This is a genomic window from Paraburkholderia sp. D15 (assembly GCF_029910215.1).
Lineage (GTDB): Bacteria > Pseudomonadota > Gammaproteobacteria > Burkholderiales > Burkholderiaceae > Paraburkholderia.
Window position 1 is genome coordinate 2,248,690 of record NZ_CP110396.1, and the last position, 18,060, is coordinate 2,266,749.

An 18,060-nucleotide genomic window follows, 5' to 3' on the forward strand; every position below is an offset into this window, starting at 1 on the left:
TTTCCCGCACCGCGCGCTTATTCCACGAACGCGCCGATCGACAGATACGGATTCACCTTGCCGATGTTGTTCGCCGGATCGTTGGTCGTGAAGGTCGGGTTGATGCCGTTCATCAGCAGGCCGTACACGGGGCCGACCTTCACCATCACGCCGGTATCGCCGACGTTATAGAGCGCCGTGCTGCCCGACATCAATGCCTTGGTGGCGGTCACGTTGACGAGGCCCGGCTGCGTCTGCGTGAAGTCGAGCGAGAAGTTGCTCGACACCGACGACGTGAACGGATTGAGCAACGCCGCCGCCGGACTCTGGAACAAGGTTGCGCCGTAATTCACGCCCGGATTGAACGACGCGCTGCCGTCGGTACAGGTGCCCGACGCCGCGTAGATCGGCTGACCGTTCACGTAGATCGGATTCGGGCTTTGACCGATGGTCGTGACGAGCGCGCAGGCCGAAGCGCTGTTCGCACCGATGTAACCGCCTTTCAGCCCCGTGCTTGCATCCACTTTGGTGGCGGGCGCCAGCAGCGAGATGCCGAGCTGATCGTCGAGCGCGTTGTTCAGGATGTTGACCGGATTGTTGTCGGTATGTGCGTAGCCGACGCGGATCATCACCGGCACCAACTGGTTGTTCACCTTGCCGACGATCATGATGCCGTGCGCCTGACTCGGCGAGAACAGCAACTGCAACACGCCGACGCCGGCCACCGGATAGCCCATGTTCGGCGACGTCGGGCTCACCTTGCTGATGAACACGTTGTCGGGCGAGCCGTCGGCATTGGTGCGCAGCGTCCACGGCGCGCCGGTGAGCGTGCACGAGTACGGCGACGAATCCGGCGTACAGGTGCCGTCCGCGTTCAGCGTTTCGCTCGCCTGCACGGCTTGCGGCGCCCAGCCGGTGGTCGTCAGGCCGTCCGTGCCCTGGGCGGGATTGCCTTCGGGATTCATGCGGAAGCCGACTTCGTTATACGCGCCGGCCACCTGCGTGAAGTCGGTGACGGTCTCGCTGAAGCCAAGGAACGGGTACGAGTCGAACGTGCGTTGCGGCACCACGCCGATCGGAAAACCGAGCGACGTCACGCCGGCAAACTGGATCGTCGCGCCTGGAATGCCGCCGCCGATAATGCCCTGGCCGACGAACAGGATCGGCGGGTCCGCCGGGTTGATGGTCACGCTATACGTGCCGTCGGCGGTCGCGCCGTTCTTCAGCACGATCGCGCAGCGGTTCTGTTCGGCGGTCGGCAGCGCGAATGCGCCGCTCGGATTGTCGTAGTCGCCGGTGATCGTCAGGCCGGCGCGCGTGACGTTGACCTGACCGACGGAGCTGGGCACCGCCGATTCGACGAAGGTCATCTGATACTTCTTGGTCGCCGAATTGAACTGCATCTTGATGTATTCGCCGCTGCCCGAGCCGCCGGTGTAGGTGGTCGAGTAATCGAGCGAGGAGGGGCACAGCTGGGCCGTGACGGGTTGCGTGCTGGGCGGCTGACCCTGCGCCGGGCAGCTGCTGCCCGAGCATTGCGGCACGGCGACCGCGCCCGGCGTGTCCGCCTTGCCGCCGCCGCATGCGGCCAGCACCACGGATAGCGCAAGCGCGCCCGTCAGTGTCGAAGCGGATGAGCCTGCCCATATTTTGAACGCCATTCTTTGTCTCCTCGTCAGTCGTCGTTCGTTATTTAATGTGCGCGATTTTAAAGTGCGCCATCGTCACGCAGATACTGTCGTCCGTATATCGGTGCAATCATCGACGCGCATTCCGGCTGGCCGGTTTTTGCATTCTGGCTTGTCCGCGCTCAGCGAAAATCAACTCAATCACGTCGGGTCGGATGGATGGGTTATTGCGTTGCATCAAACTAAATATCCGCCTTGATTAAACCCCCACGCCTTGCGCGAATTGCCCCGGGTCCGCTTCGAGGCATGGCACGCCGGCCGGTCCCGTCAATCGGAAAACCTCGCCGGATACTATGCCGAACCGTGGAGCTTGAACGCGGTGTCGATGTCGTTAATGCCGTGAATCGAATGGGCGCATGCAAATGGCATCACGCTATGCGCGCTGACTATCTGGAATGGCATTAATGTCTCCGTGGCCTGTTATTAGATTTAATGGTTGCGGCTGAACATTAAGCCGCCACTTCGGACTTGTATATAGTGGCGCCAATCCAAACCCATGCAATCAGCTTTCGCGCCGTGTGGTGGGGCCTCGCGGCGAGAATTCAAACACACGTATGGTTCGGCGTTCTACCAGCCGGTACAGATTGCCGACGCGTCGAGTGGCATGCCGAATAAATTTCTCCTTGACTCTGTGCGTATGCACACATAAACTGCATCGCATGAATCGCCCACTCTCTTACGACGAATGCAATTGCTTCGCGCTGCGCCAGGCGGCACGGCACGTCACGCAAATCTACGAGCGCCATCTGAGCGGCGTGGGGTTGACGGCTGCGCAGTTCACCATTCTGGCCAAGCTTGCGCGCGCACCCAATTTGCCGATGGCGGATCTGGCGGATGCCATGGTCATGGAGCGCACCACGCTGGTCCGCGCGATGAAGCCGTTGCAGCGCGACGGTCTGGTGGTCGCCGAGGCGGCCGAGCATGACGGCCGCACGTTTCTGTTCAGTCTGACGGAGCAGGGCGAGACGACGTTCGACCAGGCTGCGGTGGCGTGGCGCGCGGCGCAGGACGAGTTCGAGAAGCAGTTCGGACATGGGCGCGCGAAGGCGCTGCGCAGCGAGTTGTTCAGCATCACCGGGTGAGTGACGGAACTGAGTGACGTAACTGAGTGACGAAACCAGGTCACGAACCTGAGCATCGAATTTAAGCGGTCAGCGCATCGACCCGTTTGAACGGGCAACGGTGCATCCTGATATGTGCATACGCACTCACGAACAAGGAAGTGCAGCAATGGAAGGGCTCTTCGACGACGACTGTTTCGCGATCCGCCAGGCTGCCCGCTACGTGTCGCAACTGTACGACCGGCATCTGTCGAACGTCGGGCTAACCATCACGCAGTTTTCGCTGCTGGGGCGCCTGAAGCGCACCGGTCCGATGTCGATGAAGCAGATGGCCGAAGCGATGCGGATGCAGCGCACCACGCTGGTCCGCACGATTCAGCCGTTGCGCCGCAACGGCCTGGTGTCGAGCGACGCGCTCGGCGCGGACGCGCGAGCCCTGCGGATCGCGTTGACCGCGGCGGGCGAGGAGCGGCTGAGCGCCGGCCGCTCGCATTGGTACGCGGCGCAAGCCGAATTCGAACACCGCTTCGGCGAACAGCGGGCGGCGGCGCTGCGCAGCGAGTTGTTCGCGATCACGCAGGAACTGCCACCCGTTCCCGTTCCCGTCGACGGCAGCGGATGAATACGATCCGGACACGCTCTAAACACACAGCCTGAACACAGCTCGCATCACCTTTAACCACGCACAGCCGGCGCAATAGCAACGCGCCGTTTTTTTCAATCTGACGAGTGCATACGCACATATCGACACCATGTCCACAACTCCTTCGACCATCGCGCCACCCAGCGCGGCGCAGACCGCCAAACCGGCGCGACGCATTCCCTGGATGCTGCTCGCGGTGCTCACGGTGCTGGCCGTGCTCGCGCTGGCGGCGTCGTACTGGTTCTTTGTCGGCCGTTTCGTCGAGACGACCGACGATGCCTATGTGGGCGGCGACGTCACCGTGATGGCGCCGAAGGTCAACGGTTTCGTGACGGAGGTGCTAGTGCGCGACAACCAGTTCGTGCACGCGAACCAGGTGTTGATCCGCCTCGATTCGCGCGATTACGACGCGCGCCTCGCGCAGGCCAGCGCGGAAGTGGAAAGCGCGCAGGCGTCGGTGATCGAATTGCAGGCGAAGAAGACCCTGCAACTCGCGACCATCAACGAGCAGGCCGCCGAGGTGCGCGCGTCGGGCGCCGACCTGACGCGCACGGCCGCCGACCAGACACGTTACCGCGCCCTCGTGAAGGACGACGCGGTCTCGAACCAGGTGGTCGAACGCGCGGACGCGGATCTGACCAAGGCGCACGCCGCGGTCGATCGCAGCAGCGCCGCGCTGATCGCCGCGCAACGCCAGATCGCGGTGCTCGACGCGCAGATCGGCGACGCCCAGGCGCGCGTCGCCACCGCCCAGGCCGCGCAGCGCGTCGCGGCGCTGAACGTCGAGTACACGACGATCCGCTCGCCGATCGACGGCTATGTCGGCAATCGCACCGCGCGCGTGGGGCTGCTGGCCAACACGGGCGTATCGCTGCTGACCGTGGTGCCCGCGAGCGGCCTGTGGGTCGACGCCAACTTCAAGGAAGACCAGTTGAAGAAGATGCACGTGGGCGACAGCGTGGACGTCGCGCTCGACGCATCGAGCAAGCGGCTGCACGGCGTGGTGGAAAGCCTCGCGCCGGCCACCGGCGCGACCTTCAGCGTGCTGCCCGCCGAGAACGCCACCGGCAACTTCACGAAGATCGTGCAGCGCGTGCCGGTGCGGGTGCGTCTGGACGTGCCGAAGGACATGCAGGGCGTGCTGCGTCCCGGCCTCTCGGCGACGGTGAAGGTGCACGTCGATGCCGATGCCGGCGCCAACGGTCAAACGCCGGCCCGCGGATAAGCCGATCATGAATTCCGCCCTCGCCAATCCCGCCGTCCCGGCGAACCCCGCCGACCTGCCGACCCGCACCAAGGTGCTGGCCTTCACGCTGATGTGCATCGGCTTCTTCATGGCGACGCTCGACATCCAGATCGTGGCGTCGTCGCTTAAGGACATCGGCGGCGGTTTGTCCGCGAGTCAGGACGAACTTTCGTGGGTGCAGACCTCCTACCTGATCGCCGAGATTCTGGTGATTCCGATGTCCGGCTGGCTGACCCGCGTGTTCTCCACGCGCTGGGTTTTCGCCTTCTCCGCGCTGGGCTTCACCGTCACCAGCATGCTGTGCGGCCTCGCGTGGGACATCAACTCGATGATCCTGTTCCGCGGCTTGCAGGGCGCGCTCGGCGCCGCGATGATCCCGACCGTGTTCACGACCGCCTTCGTGCTGTTCCCCGGCAAGCAGCGGCTGATCGCGTCCACCACGATCAGCGCGCTCGCCACGCTGGCGCCGACGGTGGGCCCGGTGATCGGCGGCTGGATCACGTCGCAATGGTCGTGGCACTGGCTGTTCTATCTGAACCTCGTGCCGGGCGTCGCCGTCACGCTGATGGTGCCGAAGTACGTGCACTTCGATAACGTCGATCTGTCGCTGTTGAAGAAGGGCGATTACCTTGGCATTCTGCTGATGTCCGGTTTCCTCGGCTGCCTCGAATACGTGCTGGAAGAAGGCCCGCGCAAGAACTGGTTCGGCGACGACGCGATCGTGTTCTGCACCTGGGTGTCGGCGATCTGCGGCTTTCTGTTCATCGTGCATGCGTTCACCGCGAAGGAACCGATCGTCGATCTGCGCGCGCTGGCGATCCGCAACTTCGGTATCGGCAGCCTGCTGTCGTTCATCACCGGCATCGGGATTTTCTGCGCGGTGTTTCTCACGCCCGTGTTCCTGTCGCGCGTGCGCGGTTTCGACTCGTTGCAGATCGGCGTCGCGTTGCTGTCGGTCGGCTGTTTCCAGTTGCTCGCGATGGTCGCGTATTCGCTGCTCGCACGCGTGGTCGACATGCGGCTGCTGCTGGTGTTCGGCCTCGTGCTGTTCGGCGTGGGCTGTTATCTGTACGTGCCGCTGACCAATCAGTGGGGCTGGCAGGAGCTGCTGATTCCGCAGGCGCTGCGCGGCATCGGCCAGCAGTTCTGCATTCCGCCCATCGTGACGATGGCGCTCGGGTCGCTGCCGATGTCGCGGCTGCGCTCCGCGAGCGGCCTGTTCAACCTGATGCGCAATCTCGGCGGCGCGATCGGCATCGCGGTCAGCAGCACGATGCTCAACGACCGCCTGAACCTGCATTACGAGCGGCTCGACGAACATCTGAACGCCGGTCGTCCGGCGCTCGAAGCGATTCTGCAGCAACAGGCCGCGCACTTCGCGGCGGTCGGCGGCGATGCCTTGAACGCCGCCAATGCAGGGCTCGGCGCATTGCACGCGGTGCTATTGCGCGAAGCGCTGGTGCTGACCTTCTCCGATACGTTTTACGCGCTGTCGATGTGTTTCGTGGTCGGCTTGCTGAGCGTGCTGTTCTCGCGCCCGTTCGGCAATTCCGCGCCGCCGCCCGACGCTCACTGAGGAATTCAACATGAAACCGATCGTAGTCAAACTCCTCGCGAGCGCCGCCCTGCTGACGCTCGCGGCCTGCGCGGTTCAACCGGCCACGCACGCGGATCTGCCGCAGACGGTGAAGACCGTCGCGCCGGAAAGCTGGAACGTCGACGCGCCGCAAGACAGTGTGAGCGCCGACGCGTGGTGGGCGCAATTCGGCGATCCGGCGATGCATCGCCTCGTCGAGTCGGTGCTGACCGGCAATCTCGACGTGCAGGCCGCGATGGAGCGCGTCCGGCAGGCGCAGGATCTGGCGACGCAAAACCGCGCGGCCCTGCTGCCCGAACTGAACGCGAGCGCGACTGCCGCCGACTCGCGGCAGAACACGCCGCCGCCGCTCGGCTATGTGCGTCAGGCCGGCGCCGGTGTCACGGCGAGCTGGACGCCCGACGTATTCGGCGGCGAACGCCTCGCCGTGCTCGCGGCGCAGGCGCAGGTGTCGGGCCGTCAGGCAGCGTTGAATCAGGTGCGGCTCGCGCTCGCGGCCAACACGGCGGCGGCGTATATCGATCTGCGCTGGGCGCAGGCGCAATTGCAGATTCTCAGCGAGAACGAACAGATTCGCGCCCGCGCGCTGAAGCTCACGCAGCAGCAATTGCACTACGGCCTGGCGACGCAACTCGACGTCTCGCGCGCGCAGAACCAGTTACAGGATCTGCAGGCGCAGATTCCGCGCATGCAATCCACCGTGCAGCATCAGTTGAGTCTGATCGCGGTGTATTCGGGCCGTACGCCGGAAAGCGTCGATGCGTTGCTGCTCGCCGACGCGCACGACATTCCGACGCCGGCGCAAAGCGTGCCGCGCATGTTGCCTTCCGAAGCATTGCTGAAGCGGCCCGACGTCCGCACCGCGTATGCGACGGTCGAACAACGCGCCGCCGAAGTGGGCGTGTCGCGCGCGCAGCGCTATCCGCAATTCCGCCTCGATCTCGCCGACGGCCTGCTCGCTTCGTCGTACCTCGGTTTGCCGACCTTGACCGACAACCTGTTCAGCGCGGCGTTGAGCGCGACGAGCCCGATCTTCAACGCGGGCCGCATCACCGCGAATATCGACGCGAGCGAGAGCCGCATGCGCGAATCGCAACTCGGTTTGCAGCAGACCCTGCTTCAGGCGCTGAAGGAAATCGAGGACAACCGCAGCGATCTGGTCAGCGGTTCCGTGCAGGTGCAACGTCTGGGCGGCGCGCTCGACGCGTCGAACCACGCGCTGAAGCTGTCGACGGAGCTGTACAAGAACGGCGCGTCGAGTTTCCTCGACGTGCTGACCGCGCAGGAGGTGTATCTGCGCGACTCGGAGTCGTTGAACCAGGCGAAACGCGAGCATGCGCTCGCGGCGGTCGCGTTGTACCGCTCGCTGGGCGGCGGATGGGATGCGCACGACACGCCCGACACGCCCGATACGCCGGGTACGCCCGCGTCCGTGACGGCCGTCACGGCCGTCACGGCCGTATCGTCGAACAACTGAGCGGCGGGAGAGAAGCATGCACCCCGCATCGACGCGTGCCGCTTTCGTGAGCACGCGCGCGCCGCGCGCTGCAAAACCTTTTTATCTACCGCCGGTTTCGTTTAGCATCTGTGCCACTTTCACAAGAACGTCACGAGACATGGCACTCATCGCACGAAACCTCCTCGGTATTGCCGTCCTGTTGTTCATCGCGTATCTCTTCTCCGCCAACCGGCGCGCGATCCGCTTGCGCACCGTGATCGCCGCGCTGCTCACGCAGATCGGCATCGGCGCCTTCATTCTGTTCGTGCCGGTCGGCAAGTCGATTCTCGACGCCGCCGCGTCCGGCGTGAATCACGTGCTCGCCTACGGCAACGCCGGCATCGAGTTCCTGTTCGGCGGCCTCGTTCAGCCGAAGATGTTCCAGGTGTTCGGCGACGGCGGCTTCGTGTTCGCCGTGCGCGTGCTGCCGGCCATCATCTTCGTGACCGCGCTGATCGCCGTGCTGTACTACCTCGGCGTGATGCGCTGGATCGTGCTGGTGCTCGGCACGGTGTTCCAGAAGCTGCTGGGCGTGTCCAAGCTCGAATCGTTTTCCGCGGTCACCACGATCTTTCTCGGCCAGAGCGAAATGCCCGCGGTGGTCAAACCGTTCGCGCGCGACATGACCGGCGCCGAACTGTTCGCGGTGATGTCGAGCGGCATGGCGGCGGTGGCGGGCTCGGTGCTGGCAGGCTACGCGGGGCTCGGCGTGCGGGTCGACTATTTGCTCGCCGCGTCGTTCATGGCGGTGCCGGGCGGGCTGCTGTTCGCGAAGATCATTCACCCGAGCACCGAACCGAGCCGCGTGCAGCTGCAGCATCTGAACTTCGACGAGAAGCGGCCCACCAATGTGATCGAAGCCGTGACGTCGGGCGCCACCGTCGGCCTGAAAATCGCGGTGATGGTCGGCGCGATGCTGATCGCTTTCGTCAGTCTGATCGCGCTGCTCAATGGGATTGTCGGCGGCATCGGCGGCTGGTTCGGGCATCCGGATCTGTCGATGCAGTCGATCCTCGGCATGGTGTTCGCGCCGCTCGCGTATCTGATCGGCGTGCCATGGAACGAGGCGGTGATCGCGGGGAATTTTCTCGGCCAGAAGGTGATTCTCAACGAGTTCGTCGCTTACGCTTCGCTGTCGCCGTATCTGAAGGACGCTGCCAGCGTCACGGCGGCTGGCCTGCAGGCGCTCGATCCGCGTACCATTGCAATCCTGTCGTTTGCGTTGTGCGGCTTCGCGAATTTTTCGTCAATCGCGGTGCTGACGGGCGGGTTCAGCGCCGTCGCGCCCGAACGCCGCGCCGAAGTCGCGCGCTACGGCCTGCGTGTCGTGCTGGCGGGCACGCTCTCGAACCTGATGAGCGCGACCATCGCGGGCATGTTCATTACGCTGCATTGAAGCGAGGATTGGCTGGATGAAGATGGAACAACTGCTGGAACGCGCGGGCGTCGCGCGAGAAAAGGCCTACGCGCCGTACTCGAAATTCAGGGTCGGCGCCGCGTTGCTGACGAAGGACGGCACGGTATTCGACGGCTGCAATGTCGAGAACGCGTCGTACGGTTTGTGCAATTGCGCGGAACGCACCGCGTTTTTCAGCGCGATCGCGGCCGGCTATCAGCGCGATCAGTTCGCCGCGCTGGCCGTGATCGGCGACACCGACGGACCGATCGCGCCATGCGGCGCATGCCGCCAGGTGATCATCGAACTGGGTGGTCCGGACCTGCCGATCCGACTCGGTAATCTGCACGGCGCGACGCGTGACACCACCGCGCGCGAACAACTGCCGGACGCGTTCTACCTATGAGCCCGGCAAGCAGGCACAAGGTCATCTACGACACCGACCCGGGTGTGGACGACGCGATGGCGCTGGTATTCCAGGCGTTGCATCCGGATATCGAACTGCTCGGTCTGACGAGCGTGTTCGGCAACGCGACGATCGAGACGACCACGCGCAACGCGCGCTTTCTCGCCGGCCGTTTCGCGCCAGGCGTGCCGGTCGCGCAGGGCGCGGCCGCGCCGCTCGCACGCGTGGCGCCCGAGCCGCTGGCGTGGATTCACGGCGACAACGGCCTCGGCAATATCGCGCTCGACATGAACGCCGCCGCCGCGCTCGACGAGCGCCCGGCGCACCGTTTCATCATCGACACGGTGCGCGCGCATCCCGGCGAGGTCACGCTGGTGGCCGTCGGCCCGTTGACCAACCTGGCGCTCGCGCTCGCCGACGATCCGCACATCGCCACGCAGGTCAAGCAGGTGGTGATCATGGGCGGCGCATTCGGCACGGATGGCGTGCTCGGCAATGTGACGCCGGCTGCGGAGGCGAACATTCTCGGCGACCCGCATGCGGCCGATATCGTCTTCGGCGCGGGCTGGCCGGTGGCGATCGTCGGGCTCGACGTCACGCAGCGCACCATCATGAGCCGCGCGTATCTGGCGTCGCTGCGCGAACGCGGCGGCGCGGCGGGACAGTTCGTGTGGGACGTGTCGCGTCATTACGAAGCGTTCCATGAAGAGAGCGCGCAGCTCGAAGGGATCTACGTGCACGATTCGTCGGCGGTGACTTACGTGCTCGCGCCGCATCTGTACACCACGCGCAGCGGGCCGGTGCGTGTGGTCACCGAGGGGATCGCGATAGGTCAGACGATCCAGAAGCCGTCGACGATGCCGGTTCCCGCACCCGACTGGGACCGCCGTGCTTCCTGCGAGGTGTGTCTCGGCGTGGACGTCGCGGGCATGCTGGCGCTGTACGAAAGCACGATCCTCGGTACGCTTTGAAGCAATCGCGGGGAACGCGTTGCGCCAGGTCGCGTCAGGCGCGGCGCGTTCCGCCCATTCACTGCATGCGATGCGCGGCGCCACGGCCGCCGCGCGAGCGGCATCAACAATCGAGGAACCAACGATGCGAATTCTTGTTGTAGGAGCGGGCGCGGTGGGCGGTTACTTCGGCGGACGGCTCGCCGAGGCAGGCCAGGATGTGACCTTCCTCGTGCGTCCGGGCCGCGCGGAAAAACTCCAGCGCGACGGACTCGTGATCCGCAGCGCGCGCGGCGACCTCACGCTGCGCGACGTCAAGACGATTCTCGCCGGCGTGAGCGCCGAACCGTTCGACGTGGTGCTGCTCAGTTGCAAGGCGTACAGCCTGGACGACGCGATCGATTCGTTCGCGCCGTTCGTCGGCGAGAACACGGCCGTGCTGCCGCTGCTGAACGGCATGCGTCACATCGACGTGCTGAGCGAGCGGTTCGGCGCCGCGCGCGTGCTGGGCGGTCAGTGCGTGATCGCCGCGACGCTGAACCCCGAGCAGCAGATCGTGCATCTGAACGAGTCTCACGCCATCACGTTCGGCGAACTGGCGGGCGGTGCGTCCGCACGCGTCCAGGCGATTTCGGACGCGATGGCGGGAGCGAATTTCGACGTCGCCGTCAGCGACAACATTCTGCTGCGCATGTGGGAGAAGTGGGTGTTCCTGGCCACATTGGCGGGCAGTACGTGCTTGATGCGGGGTGCCGTCGGCGATATTCTGGCTGCGCCGGACGGCAGACGCGTGATCGAGACGCTGCTCGGCGAATGCCGGGCGGTCGCCGCCAACCAGGGCTTCACGATGGGCCCCGACTTCGAGGCGCGCGCCACGCAGACGCTGTTCACGCCGTCGCCGCTGACGGCGTCGATGCTGCGGGACGTGGAGAACCACTCGCATACCGAGGCGGATCACATTCTCGGCGATCTGATCGCGCGTGGCGGCGACGCGCAGCAGGGCGAGCACGCGCTGTCGTTGCTGCGCATCGCCTATAGTCATCTGAAGGCGTATGAAGCGAGGCAGGCTCGCACGTCCTGAGCGAACGCGGTTGCCGGCCGGCATCGACCGGTAACCGGGCACCGGCCAGCGGCCACATTCGGCGTCAGGGACGAGGCAGGCCGCATCGCACTAGCCAACTTCGGAGGTGCAGCATGCCGAGTCCATCCGGATCGGTGGCGGCGCTCAGCAGCGCGTCGGCCACGATCTTTTCGATCGGGATCGTCTTTCTCGGCTACTGGGGCATGTACGAGCCGACCACGTGGCGTTTCGCCGACGTGATGGTCGTGCTGATCGCGCTGGTCGGCTTCGGCTGTCTCGGCCTCGTGCCGTGGATGGCGACCACGCCCGTCGATTCGGAGAGCAACGACACCCGCATCCGCATCGCGCGGCATCTGTTTCTGGCCGGCGTATGCGCGATCTGGCTCGCGGTTGGGGTGTCGCTGGTTTTCTGATCAAATGACGCGGCGTGACTTCGCATTACGCCGCGTCCCTCGCTCCACTTCCCTCGACGTTCCTTCCACGCTCGATCAACGCTCGATCTGCCGGTTCCAGCGCGTATCCCACTGCGCGCGGTGCGCATTGATCGTGTCCCAGTCCACCACCGTCACCTTTTTCACGAGGTCGTCGACATTGCCGAGGCTTTGCTGCATCGGCGGCGTCATCTTCGCGAGACGGTTGGTCGGAATCTGCTTGCCCGCTTCGGCGGCCTTGGTCTGCGCCGGCGCCGACAGCAGGAATTGCGCGAGCTTCTGCGCGAGTTGCGGGTCGGGGTTGTTGTTGACCACGCACAGATCGACCAGCAGCAGCACCGGCCCTTCCTTCGGATTCACGTACGCGACCGGAATGCCCTTGTCCTGCAGATCGCTGACACCGGTCGGGGTGAGCGGAAACAGACCGGCCTCGCCCGTCTGAACCATTTCGGAAATCTTCGCCGAGTTCGGCACGTACTCGACCACGTTGGGTCCGACCGTGCTCGCCCATTTCGTGAAGGCGGGTTCGACGTTCTGCTCGCTGCCGCCCATCAGACGGTTGATCGCGAGAAAGCCGTGCAGGCCGAAGGTGCTGCTCGAGGCCGACTGGAACACCACCTTGCCCTTGTATTTCGGATCGGCGAAATCCATCCACGAGGTGGGCGGCGCCCAGCCTTTCTCGGCAAACAGCTTCTTGTTGTACGCGATGCCGGTCATGCCAAGCTGCACGCCCGCGCCCATGTCGTCCTTCATGCGCGCGAACGGGTAGAGCTCCTTGAGCACCGGCGCGTCGTCGAGCTTCTTGCACACGCCCATGCTGACCGCGCGCGCCATCACGCCGTCGTCGAGGAACACCACATGAATCTGCGGGCTGGCCTTGTTGGCGAGTAGCTTCGCAAGAATGTCCGACGACGTGCCCGGCACCACCACCACCTTCACGTTGTTGGCTTTCTCGAAGTCGGGCAGCACCTGGCTCGTGTACATCTTTTCCATCGGGCCGCCGTTCATGCCGATGTAGATCGTTTTGGTCTCCGACCACGCGGAGGTCGCCGCGCCGAATGCGCATAAGGCGGCCAGCGCCGCGATCGTCTTGAACAGTTTCATGGTGGGGCTCCTGGGTAGCGCTGCGCGGACGTCAAGCCGCGGATGAGAGGTTGGATGAATGAGCGGATGAAGCAGCGGCATGGGTTGGGGTATGGAGGCCGGCGAGGGCGTCGCTGCCGGTTCCGGCAAACCGCCCGATCGAAAACGCGTCGAGCGGGGTGGCCGTGACGCCGTCGATCACGAGATCGGCGAGCACGTCGCCGACGCCCGGCGCCAGCAGAAACCCGCCGCCCGAAAAACCGAACGCATGCAGCAGACGCGGCACGCTGCGGCTCGCGCCGATCACCGGATTGCTGTCCACGGTCTCGCCTTCCACACCGCTCCACGTGCGGATCAGCAGCGCCTCGCGCAACCCGGGCAGCAGCGCGCAGGCGTCGCGCATCACGGTGCGGGTGGTGTCGGCGGAAGGCTGGCCGTATTCGCCGTCGCCGTGTCCGCGGCCGCCGCCGATCACGCAATTGCCGCGCGCGACCTGCCGCGCGTAGATGCCGCCGCCGTACACGCCGAGGTTGTGCGTGATGAAAAGCGGCAGCGGCTCGGTGACCCACATGTTCGGGTAGATCGGTTTCATCGGCACGGTCTCGCCGAAATAGCCGGCTACCGTGTTCGCCCACGCGCCGGCCGAATTGATCAGCCAGTCGGCGCTGATGCGTGCATTGCCGGCGCGCATCTGGAAGCGTTTGCCGTCGTGATGCAGATCGCCGAGTTCGGTTTGCTCGCGTACGTCGGCACCGGCCGCACGCGCGGCGCGTGCGAACGCGGGCGACACGAGGCGCGGATTCGCGTGCCCGTCGCTCGCGCACAGCGAGCCGCCCACGGCCGCCGGGCCCAGCCACGGAAAGCGCGCGCGGAATGCGGCGCCGTCGAGCAACTGCGTGTGCAGTCCGTGCTCGCGTGCCATGTCGGCCCACGCCTGCAATGCGGCGAGATCCGCGTCGCTGCGCGCGAGCCGCAAATGACCGGACACCGTGAATTCGCCGTCGATGCCGATCAGTTCCGGCAAGCGGTCCCAGATACGCCGCGCGCGCAGCGCGAGCGGCAACTGTTCGGCGGAGCGGCCCTGGCAGCGCACGCCGCCGTAGTTCACGCCGCTCGCCTGCGCGCCGCAATAGCGCCGTTCGAACAGACCCACGCGCAAGCCGCGCCGCGCGAGCGCCAACGCCGCCGACGAACCGACCAGCCCGCCGCCCGCAATCGCGACATCGTAGTGTTGCGTGTCACTCATCGCGCGCCTCCTCGGGAATCTCGGCGAGGTCTCCGGCGATCATCTCCGGCGAGAGGGGAATCGGCTTGATGGGCGCCTGACCGCGCAGACGGCCAACGTCGGCGAGCGGCTTGCCGGTTTCTTCGGCGAGCAGGGTCATGGCCGCTTCGCCGCACATGCGTCCCTGGCAGCGGCCCATGCCGACGCGCGTGAGCGCCTTCAGACGATTGATCTCGCTCGCCTCGCCGCCGCGGATGCAGCGCCGCAACGTGCCCGCGTCGATCTCTTCGCAGCGGCAGACGGGCATGTCGTCGGGCCACTGCGCGGCGCATTTCGCGGGCGGCGCGAACGCGGTGTCGATCCCTTCGCGGAATACCGCGATGCGCTTGAGTGTGCGTTCGAGTGCGGGTGCGTCCCACGTCACGCCGGACCTGTCCGTATTCCGTGGATGCGCGATGCCCAGATCGTCGAGCAGCGCCAGCGCGACGCGGCGGCCCGCGAGTTCGGCGGCGTCCGCGCCCGCGATGCCCGCGCCGTCGCCGGCAAGATAGAGACCGGGCACGGAGCTGCGGCCGGCCGCGTCGAGTTCGGGCAGCCAGCAGCGCTGGGTCGCGTCGAAGCGGAAGCGGCAGCCCGCGAGGTCGGCGAGTTGCGTCTCGGGCTTCAGGCCGAAGCTCATGCCGAGCGCGTCGCAAGCGAGGGTTTCGCCCGGCGAGCCGGCTGCTGGCGCGCGAAACTCGATGCCGCTCACGCCCCGTTCGCCGCGAACGCCGAGCAGGGTCACGCCGCGTTCGATCCGCACGCCGCGCGTCTTCAGCCAGCCGACGTAGTAAAGCCCTTTCGCGAAGGTCGACGGCTGACGCGCGAGCTTCGGCGCGGCGGCGATCTGGCGCGACAGCGGGCTGGTATCGAGCACGGCGGCCACCTGCGCGCCGGCCTTCACGTACTGATACGCGACCAGATACAGCAACGGACCCGTGCCGGCCAGCACCACGCGCCGGCCGATCGCGCAGCCTTGCGACTTCAGCGCCACCTGTGCCGCGCCGAGCGTGTAGACGCCGGGCAAGGTCCAGCCAGGTAGCGGCAGGACACGATCGGTCGCACCGCTGGCGACGATCAGATGCGAGTACGGCACGCGAATTTCGCGGCCCGCGTGCAGCGTGTCGAGGTGAGCGGATTCGCAGGCCCACACCAGGGTGTCGGGACGATAGTCGAGTTGCGGCAGGAGCTTCGCCATCGTCGAATGCAACGCGTCGGCCTTGTGCGCCTCGAAACCGTACAACTCTTTTTTCGTGCGCTGGAAGCCGCCGTCCGCCGGCGGCTGCCGATAGATCTGGCCGCCCCAGCGCGCGTTTTCGTCGAGCACGAGCGGGCGGACGCCGGCTGCGACCAGGGTCTCGGCGGCGCGCACGCCGGCCGGTCCCGCACCGACGATCACCACGCGGCGGTCGTCCGTCATCGCGATGCTCCGGCGTTGCCTTGAGGTTGCGATGGCGTTTGCGCCTGCAATCGCGACACGACGCGCATGCCTTCGGTCACCAGCGTCGAGCACGCGCGCAGACGCTTGCCGTCTTCGCCGCGCATCCAGCAGTCCTGGCAGGCGCCGATCAGACAGAAGCCGGCACGCGGCGCGCCGCTGAATTCGCTGTCGCGCACGCGGCGTTGATGCATCAATACGGCGGTGAGCAGCGTGTCGCCTTGCAGTGCCTCGACTTCCCGGCCATCGAGAAAGAAGCGCAGCGGTTCACGCCGCATTTCCGCGACGCGAACGAATTGCGGCTGGTCGGCATCGCGCGCGGCGGAATCGATCGTCATCGCGGCAGGCGACGCGAGCGGCGAATTCGCGGCGGCACCCGAGGCTGAAGGCGACGGCGGAGGGGAGGACGGATCGAACGACATAAGCGTGTAACCGGTGAATGCCATCAATGCGGTGAAAGCCATCAATGCTGGCCAATAAGAATGCGGTTGAGCCCGTACACGCGATCGAGCAGCAGCATCGCGCCGCCGGTGATGAAGATCACCAGCGCGGACACGGAAGCCATCATCGGATCGATCGATTCGGTCGCGTACATGTACATACGCACCGGCAACGTGACGGTTTGCGGCGAGGTGACGAAGATCGACATCGTCAATTCGTCGAAGCTGTTGATGAAGGCCAGCAGCCAGCCGCCGGTGATGCCCGGCAGAATCATCGGGAAGGTGATGCGGCGGAACGTGGTCCACGCATCCGCGCCGAGCGAGTTCGCCGCATGTTCGACGCTGCGGTCGAGACCGCTGACCGACGCGAGCACCAGCCGCATCACGAACGGCGTGATGATGATCATGTGCGCGAGCACGAGCCACGCGAACGAGCCGGTCGCGCCGATCAGCGCGAAGAAGCGCAGCAATGCGATGCCGAGTACGAGGCCCGGGATCACCAGCGGCGACAGCAGCAACCCGTTGAGAAAGCCGCGCCCCGGAAAGCGCGCGCGGCCGATCGCCAGCGCGGCGGGCAGCGCGACGATCAGCGACAGCGTGGCCGACGCGAACGCCAGTTTCAGGCTGTTGAAGAACGCCGAGATGAAGTCGGGGTATTGCAGGATCGCGCGAAACCAGCGTAGCGACAGACCGTGCGTGGGCAGCGTCAGCGTTTCGTCGGGCGTGAACGCGACCAGCACGACGATCACGAGCGGCGCGAGCACGAACGCGATGACGAGCGTATGGAAAATCAGCGCAATGGGGCCGTTCTTTCTCATGATGGGGGCAGCCGATGAGGTGACGAAGTGAACCGCTAAATGAGCCGTTGGATGAGCCGTTGCGGCGAATCGACGCGGGAAGCGAGACGCAGCATCGGCATCGGCGTCAGCCGAGGCTTCTCGTATAGCGCCGCTCCAGCACCCGGTAATACGTGAGCATCACCACCAGATTCGCGACGAGCAGCAACAGCGCTATGGTCGCGCCGAGCGGCCAGTTCAGCGAGCCGAGGAATTCGTCGTAGACGGCGGTGGCGGCGACTTTCAGGCGCCGTCCGCCGAGCAGACCGGGAATCGCGAAGGCGCTCGCCGACAGGCCGAACACCATCAGACTGCCCGACAGGATGCCCGGCGTCAGTTGCGGCAACACGATACGGCGCAGCATGGTGGCGGGCGACGCCATCAGCGACAGCGCGGCGTTTTCGGTTTGCGGGTCGAGCTTCTGCAGCGCGGTCCACACCGGAATCACCATGAACGGCAGCATCACGTGCACCAGGGCGATGACGATCGCGAAGGTCGTGTACTCCAGCTTGTAGGGGCCGAGGCCGAACAGACCGAAGGCCTGGTTCACGAGGCCATTGCTGTTCAGCAGCATGCTCCAGCCGAACGCGCGCACCACCACCGACACCAGCAGCGGCGCGAGGATCACCAGCAGAAACAGCGAACGATACGGGTCGCGCATGCGCGACAGCACATACGCTTCCGGCGTGCCGATCGCGACGCACAGCAGGGTCACCAGAAACGCGATGCCGAAGGTGCGCAGGAAAATCGTGTGGTAGTACGAGGAGCCCAGCACTTCCGCGTAATTGCCGAACTGGAAGGCCGCGATGGGGCCGCTCGCCGGATCGAAACGGTAGAAGGTCAGCACCAGCGTCATCAGCAGCGGCACCAGCACCAGCGTCGCGAACAGCAGGAATGCCGGCGCGCACATCACCCACAGCGGCAGGAACGCGTGCCACGGCGCGCGCTTCGCGTTACCGGTCTGGCCGGCGTTGCCCGGGGTGCCGCGATCGACGTCGCCGCGCTTCGCGTCGTCCTGGCCGG

At 65.6% G+C, this 18,060-nt stretch carries 17 protein-coding genes; 10 read left to right on the plus strand and 7 right to left on the minus strand.

From position 1 onward, the window contains the following. Nucleotides 1-17 precede the first annotated feature (17 nt). Nucleotides 18-1,640 (minus strand): DUF2957 domain-containing protein, encoded by a 1,623-nt coding sequence (locus LFL96_RS29825; protein WP_281001489.1) that lies wholly within the window; start codon nt 1,638-1,640, stop codon nt 18-20. Nucleotides 1,641-2,326: 686 nt separating this feature from the next. Between LFL96_RS29825 and LFL96_RS29830 the strand changes: the two genes are divergently transcribed. The 10 genes from LFL96_RS29830 to LFL96_RS29875 all read left to right on the plus strand — a co-directional run bounded on the left by LFL96_RS29830 (nt 2,327) and on the right by LFL96_RS29875 (nt 11,958). Further along, nucleotides 2,327-2,749 (plus strand): MarR family transcriptional regulator, encoded by a 423-nt coding sequence (locus LFL96_RS29830; protein WP_281001490.1) that lies wholly within the window; start codon nt 2,327-2,329, stop codon nt 2,747-2,749. A gap of 148 nt (nt 2,750-2,897) precedes the next feature. Next, nucleotides 2,898-3,350 (plus strand): MarR family winged helix-turn-helix transcriptional regulator, encoded by a 453-nt coding sequence (locus LFL96_RS29835; protein WP_281001491.1) that lies wholly within the window; start codon nt 2,898-2,900, stop codon nt 3,348-3,350. Nucleotides 3,351-3,480: 130 nt separating this feature from the next. Further along, nucleotides 3,481-4,596, plus strand: a complete 1,116-nt coding sequence (locus tag LFL96_RS29840; RefSeq protein WP_281001492.1) for an HlyD family secretion protein — start codon at nt 3,481-3,483, stop codon at nt 4,594-4,596. Nucleotides 4,597-4,603: 7 nt separating this feature from the next. Then, nucleotides 4,604-6,193 carry a DHA2 family efflux MFS transporter permease subunit gene (locus LFL96_RS29845; RefSeq protein ID WP_281001493.1) on the plus strand — a complete coding sequence of 530 codons (1,590 nt, stop codon included), beginning with the start codon at nt 4,604-4,606 and terminating at the stop codon, nt 6,191-6,193. A gap of 10 nt (nt 6,194-6,203) precedes the next feature. Continuing rightward, nucleotides 6,204-7,691 (plus strand): efflux transporter outer membrane subunit, encoded by a 1,488-nt coding sequence (locus LFL96_RS29850; RefSeq protein ID WP_281001494.1) that lies wholly within the window; start codon nt 6,204-6,206, stop codon nt 7,689-7,691. Between the two features lie 139 nt (nt 7,692-7,830). Further along, nucleotides 7,831-9,108, plus strand: coding sequence for a NupC/NupG family nucleoside CNT transporter (locus LFL96_RS29855; protein ID WP_281001495.1), 1,278 nt, complete (start codon nt 7,831-7,833; stop codon nt 9,106-9,108). Between the two features lie 16 nt (nt 9,109-9,124). Further along, on the plus strand, nt 9,125-9,514 hold the full coding sequence (locus tag LFL96_RS29860; protein WP_281001496.1) for a cytidine deaminase: 390 nt from the start codon (nt 9,125-9,127) through the stop codon (nt 9,512-9,514). Beyond that, a complete protein-coding gene (locus LFL96_RS29865; RefSeq protein ID WP_281001497.1) occupies nt 9,511-10,485 on the plus strand; it encodes a nucleoside hydrolase in 975 nt (324 codons plus the stop codon). The genes LFL96_RS29860 and LFL96_RS29865 overlap by 4 nt, the downstream gene beginning before the upstream one ends. Before the next feature lie 124 nt (nt 10,486-10,609). Beyond that, nucleotides 10,610-11,545 carry a 2-dehydropantoate 2-reductase gene (panE, locus tag LFL96_RS29870; RefSeq protein ID WP_281001498.1) on the plus strand — a complete coding sequence of 312 codons (936 nt, stop codon included), beginning with the start codon at nt 10,610-10,612 and terminating at the stop codon, nt 11,543-11,545. 113 nt (nt 11,546-11,658) lie between these two features. Then, nucleotides 11,659-11,958, plus strand: a complete 300-nt coding sequence (locus LFL96_RS29875) for a hypothetical protein (RefSeq protein ID WP_281001499.1) — start codon at nt 11,659-11,661, stop codon at nt 11,956-11,958. Nucleotides 11,959-12,033: 75 nt separating this feature from the next. Here the strand turns inward: LFL96_RS29875 and LFL96_RS29880 are convergent, their stop codons facing one another. The 6 genes from LFL96_RS29880 to LFL96_RS29905 all read right to left on the minus strand — a co-directional run bounded on the left by LFL96_RS29880 (nt 12,034) and on the right by LFL96_RS29905 (nt 17,947). Further along, nucleotides 12,034-13,080, minus strand: a complete 1,047-nt coding sequence (locus tag LFL96_RS29880) for an ABC transporter substrate-binding protein (RefSeq protein ID WP_281001500.1) — start codon at nt 13,078-13,080, stop codon at nt 12,034-12,036. 31 nt (nt 13,081-13,111) lie between these two features. Further along, nucleotides 13,112-14,305, minus strand: coding sequence for an FAD-binding oxidoreductase (locus LFL96_RS29885; protein ID WP_281001501.1), 1,194 nt, complete (start codon nt 14,303-14,305; stop codon nt 13,112-13,114). After that, the gene (locus tag LFL96_RS29890; RefSeq protein WP_281001502.1) at nt 14,298-15,743 is read right to left on the minus strand and encodes an NAD(P)/FAD-dependent oxidoreductase; all 1,446 of its coding nucleotides are present in this window, start codon (nt 15,741-15,743) and stop codon (nt 14,298-14,300) included. The genes LFL96_RS29885 and LFL96_RS29890 overlap by 8 nt, the downstream gene beginning before the upstream one ends. After that, nucleotides 15,740-16,099 (minus strand): (2Fe-2S)-binding protein, encoded by a 360-nt coding sequence (locus tag LFL96_RS29895; RefSeq protein ID WP_281003895.1) that lies wholly within the window; start codon nt 16,097-16,099, stop codon nt 15,740-15,742. The genes LFL96_RS29890 and LFL96_RS29895 overlap by 4 nt, the downstream gene beginning before the upstream one ends. Before the next feature lie 125 nt (nt 16,100-16,224). Further along, nucleotides 16,225-17,019: an ABC transporter permease gene (locus LFL96_RS29900; RefSeq protein ID WP_281001503.1), complete on the minus strand. Its 795-nt coding sequence runs from the start codon at nt 17,017-17,019 to the stop codon at nt 16,225-16,227. Between the two features lie 106 nt (nt 17,020-17,125). Continuing rightward, nucleotides 17,126-17,947 (minus strand): ABC transporter permease, encoded by an 822-nt coding sequence (locus tag LFL96_RS29905; protein ID WP_281003896.1) that lies wholly within the window; start codon nt 17,945-17,947, stop codon nt 17,126-17,128. Nucleotides 17,948-18,060 lie beyond the last annotated feature (113 nt).

Bases quoted from the DNA above. Each gene is read 5' to 3' on its own strand.
- LFL96_RS29825 (WP_281001489.1), bottom strand. From the start codon at position 1,640: ATGGCGTTCAAAATATGGGCAGGCTCATCCGCTTCGACACTGACGGGC.
- LFL96_RS29830 (WP_281001490.1), top strand. From the start codon at position 2,327: ATGAATCGCCCACTCTCTTACGACGAATGCAATTGCTTCGCGCTGCGC.
- LFL96_RS29835 (WP_281001491.1), top strand. From the start codon at position 2,898: ATGGAAGGGCTCTTCGACGACGACTGTTTCGCGATCCGCCAGGCTGCC.
- LFL96_RS29840 (WP_281001492.1), top strand. From the start codon at position 3,481: ATGTCCACAACTCCTTCGACCATCGCGCCACCCAGCGCGGCGCAGACC.
- LFL96_RS29845 (WP_281001493.1), top strand. From the start codon at position 4,604: ATGAATTCCGCCCTCGCCAATCCCGCCGTCCCGGCGAACCCCGCCGAC.
- LFL96_RS29850 (WP_281001494.1), top strand. From the start codon at position 6,204: ATGAAACCGATCGTAGTCAAACTCCTCGCGAGCGCCGCCCTGCTGACG.
- LFL96_RS29855 (WP_281001495.1), top strand. From the start codon at position 7,831: ATGGCACTCATCGCACGAAACCTCCTCGGTATTGCCGTCCTGTTGTTC.
- LFL96_RS29860 (WP_281001496.1), top strand. From the start codon at position 9,125: ATGAAGATGGAACAACTGCTGGAACGCGCGGGCGTCGCGCGAGAAAAG.
- LFL96_RS29865 (WP_281001497.1), top strand. From the start codon at position 9,511: ATGAGCCCGGCAAGCAGGCACAAGGTCATCTACGACACCGACCCGGGT.
- panE (WP_281001498.1), top strand. From the start codon at position 10,610: ATGCGAATTCTTGTTGTAGGAGCGGGCGCGGTGGGCGGTTACTTCGGC.
- LFL96_RS29875 (WP_281001499.1), top strand. From the start codon at position 11,659: ATGCCGAGTCCATCCGGATCGGTGGCGGCGCTCAGCAGCGCGTCGGCC.
- LFL96_RS29880 (WP_281001500.1), bottom strand. From the start codon at position 13,080: ATGAAACTGTTCAAGACGATCGCGGCGCTGGCCGCCTTATGCGCATTC.
- LFL96_RS29885 (WP_281001501.1), bottom strand. From the start codon at position 14,305: ATGAGTGACACGCAACACTACGATGTCGCGATTGCGGGCGGCGGGCTG.
- LFL96_RS29890 (WP_281001502.1), bottom strand. From the start codon at position 15,743: ATGACGGACGACCGCCGCGTGGTGATCGTCGGTGCGGGACCGGCCGGC.
- LFL96_RS29895 (WP_281003895.1), bottom strand. From the start codon at position 16,099: ATGACGATCGATTCCGCCGCGCGCGATGCCGACCAGCCGCAATTCGTT.
- LFL96_RS29900 (WP_281001503.1), bottom strand. From the start codon at position 17,019: ATGAGAAAGAACGGCCCCATTGCGCTGATTTTCCATACGCTCGTCATC.
- LFL96_RS29905 (WP_281003896.1), bottom strand. From the start codon at position 17,947: ATGTGCGCGCCGGCATTCCTGCTGTTCGCGACGCTGGTGCTGGTGCCG.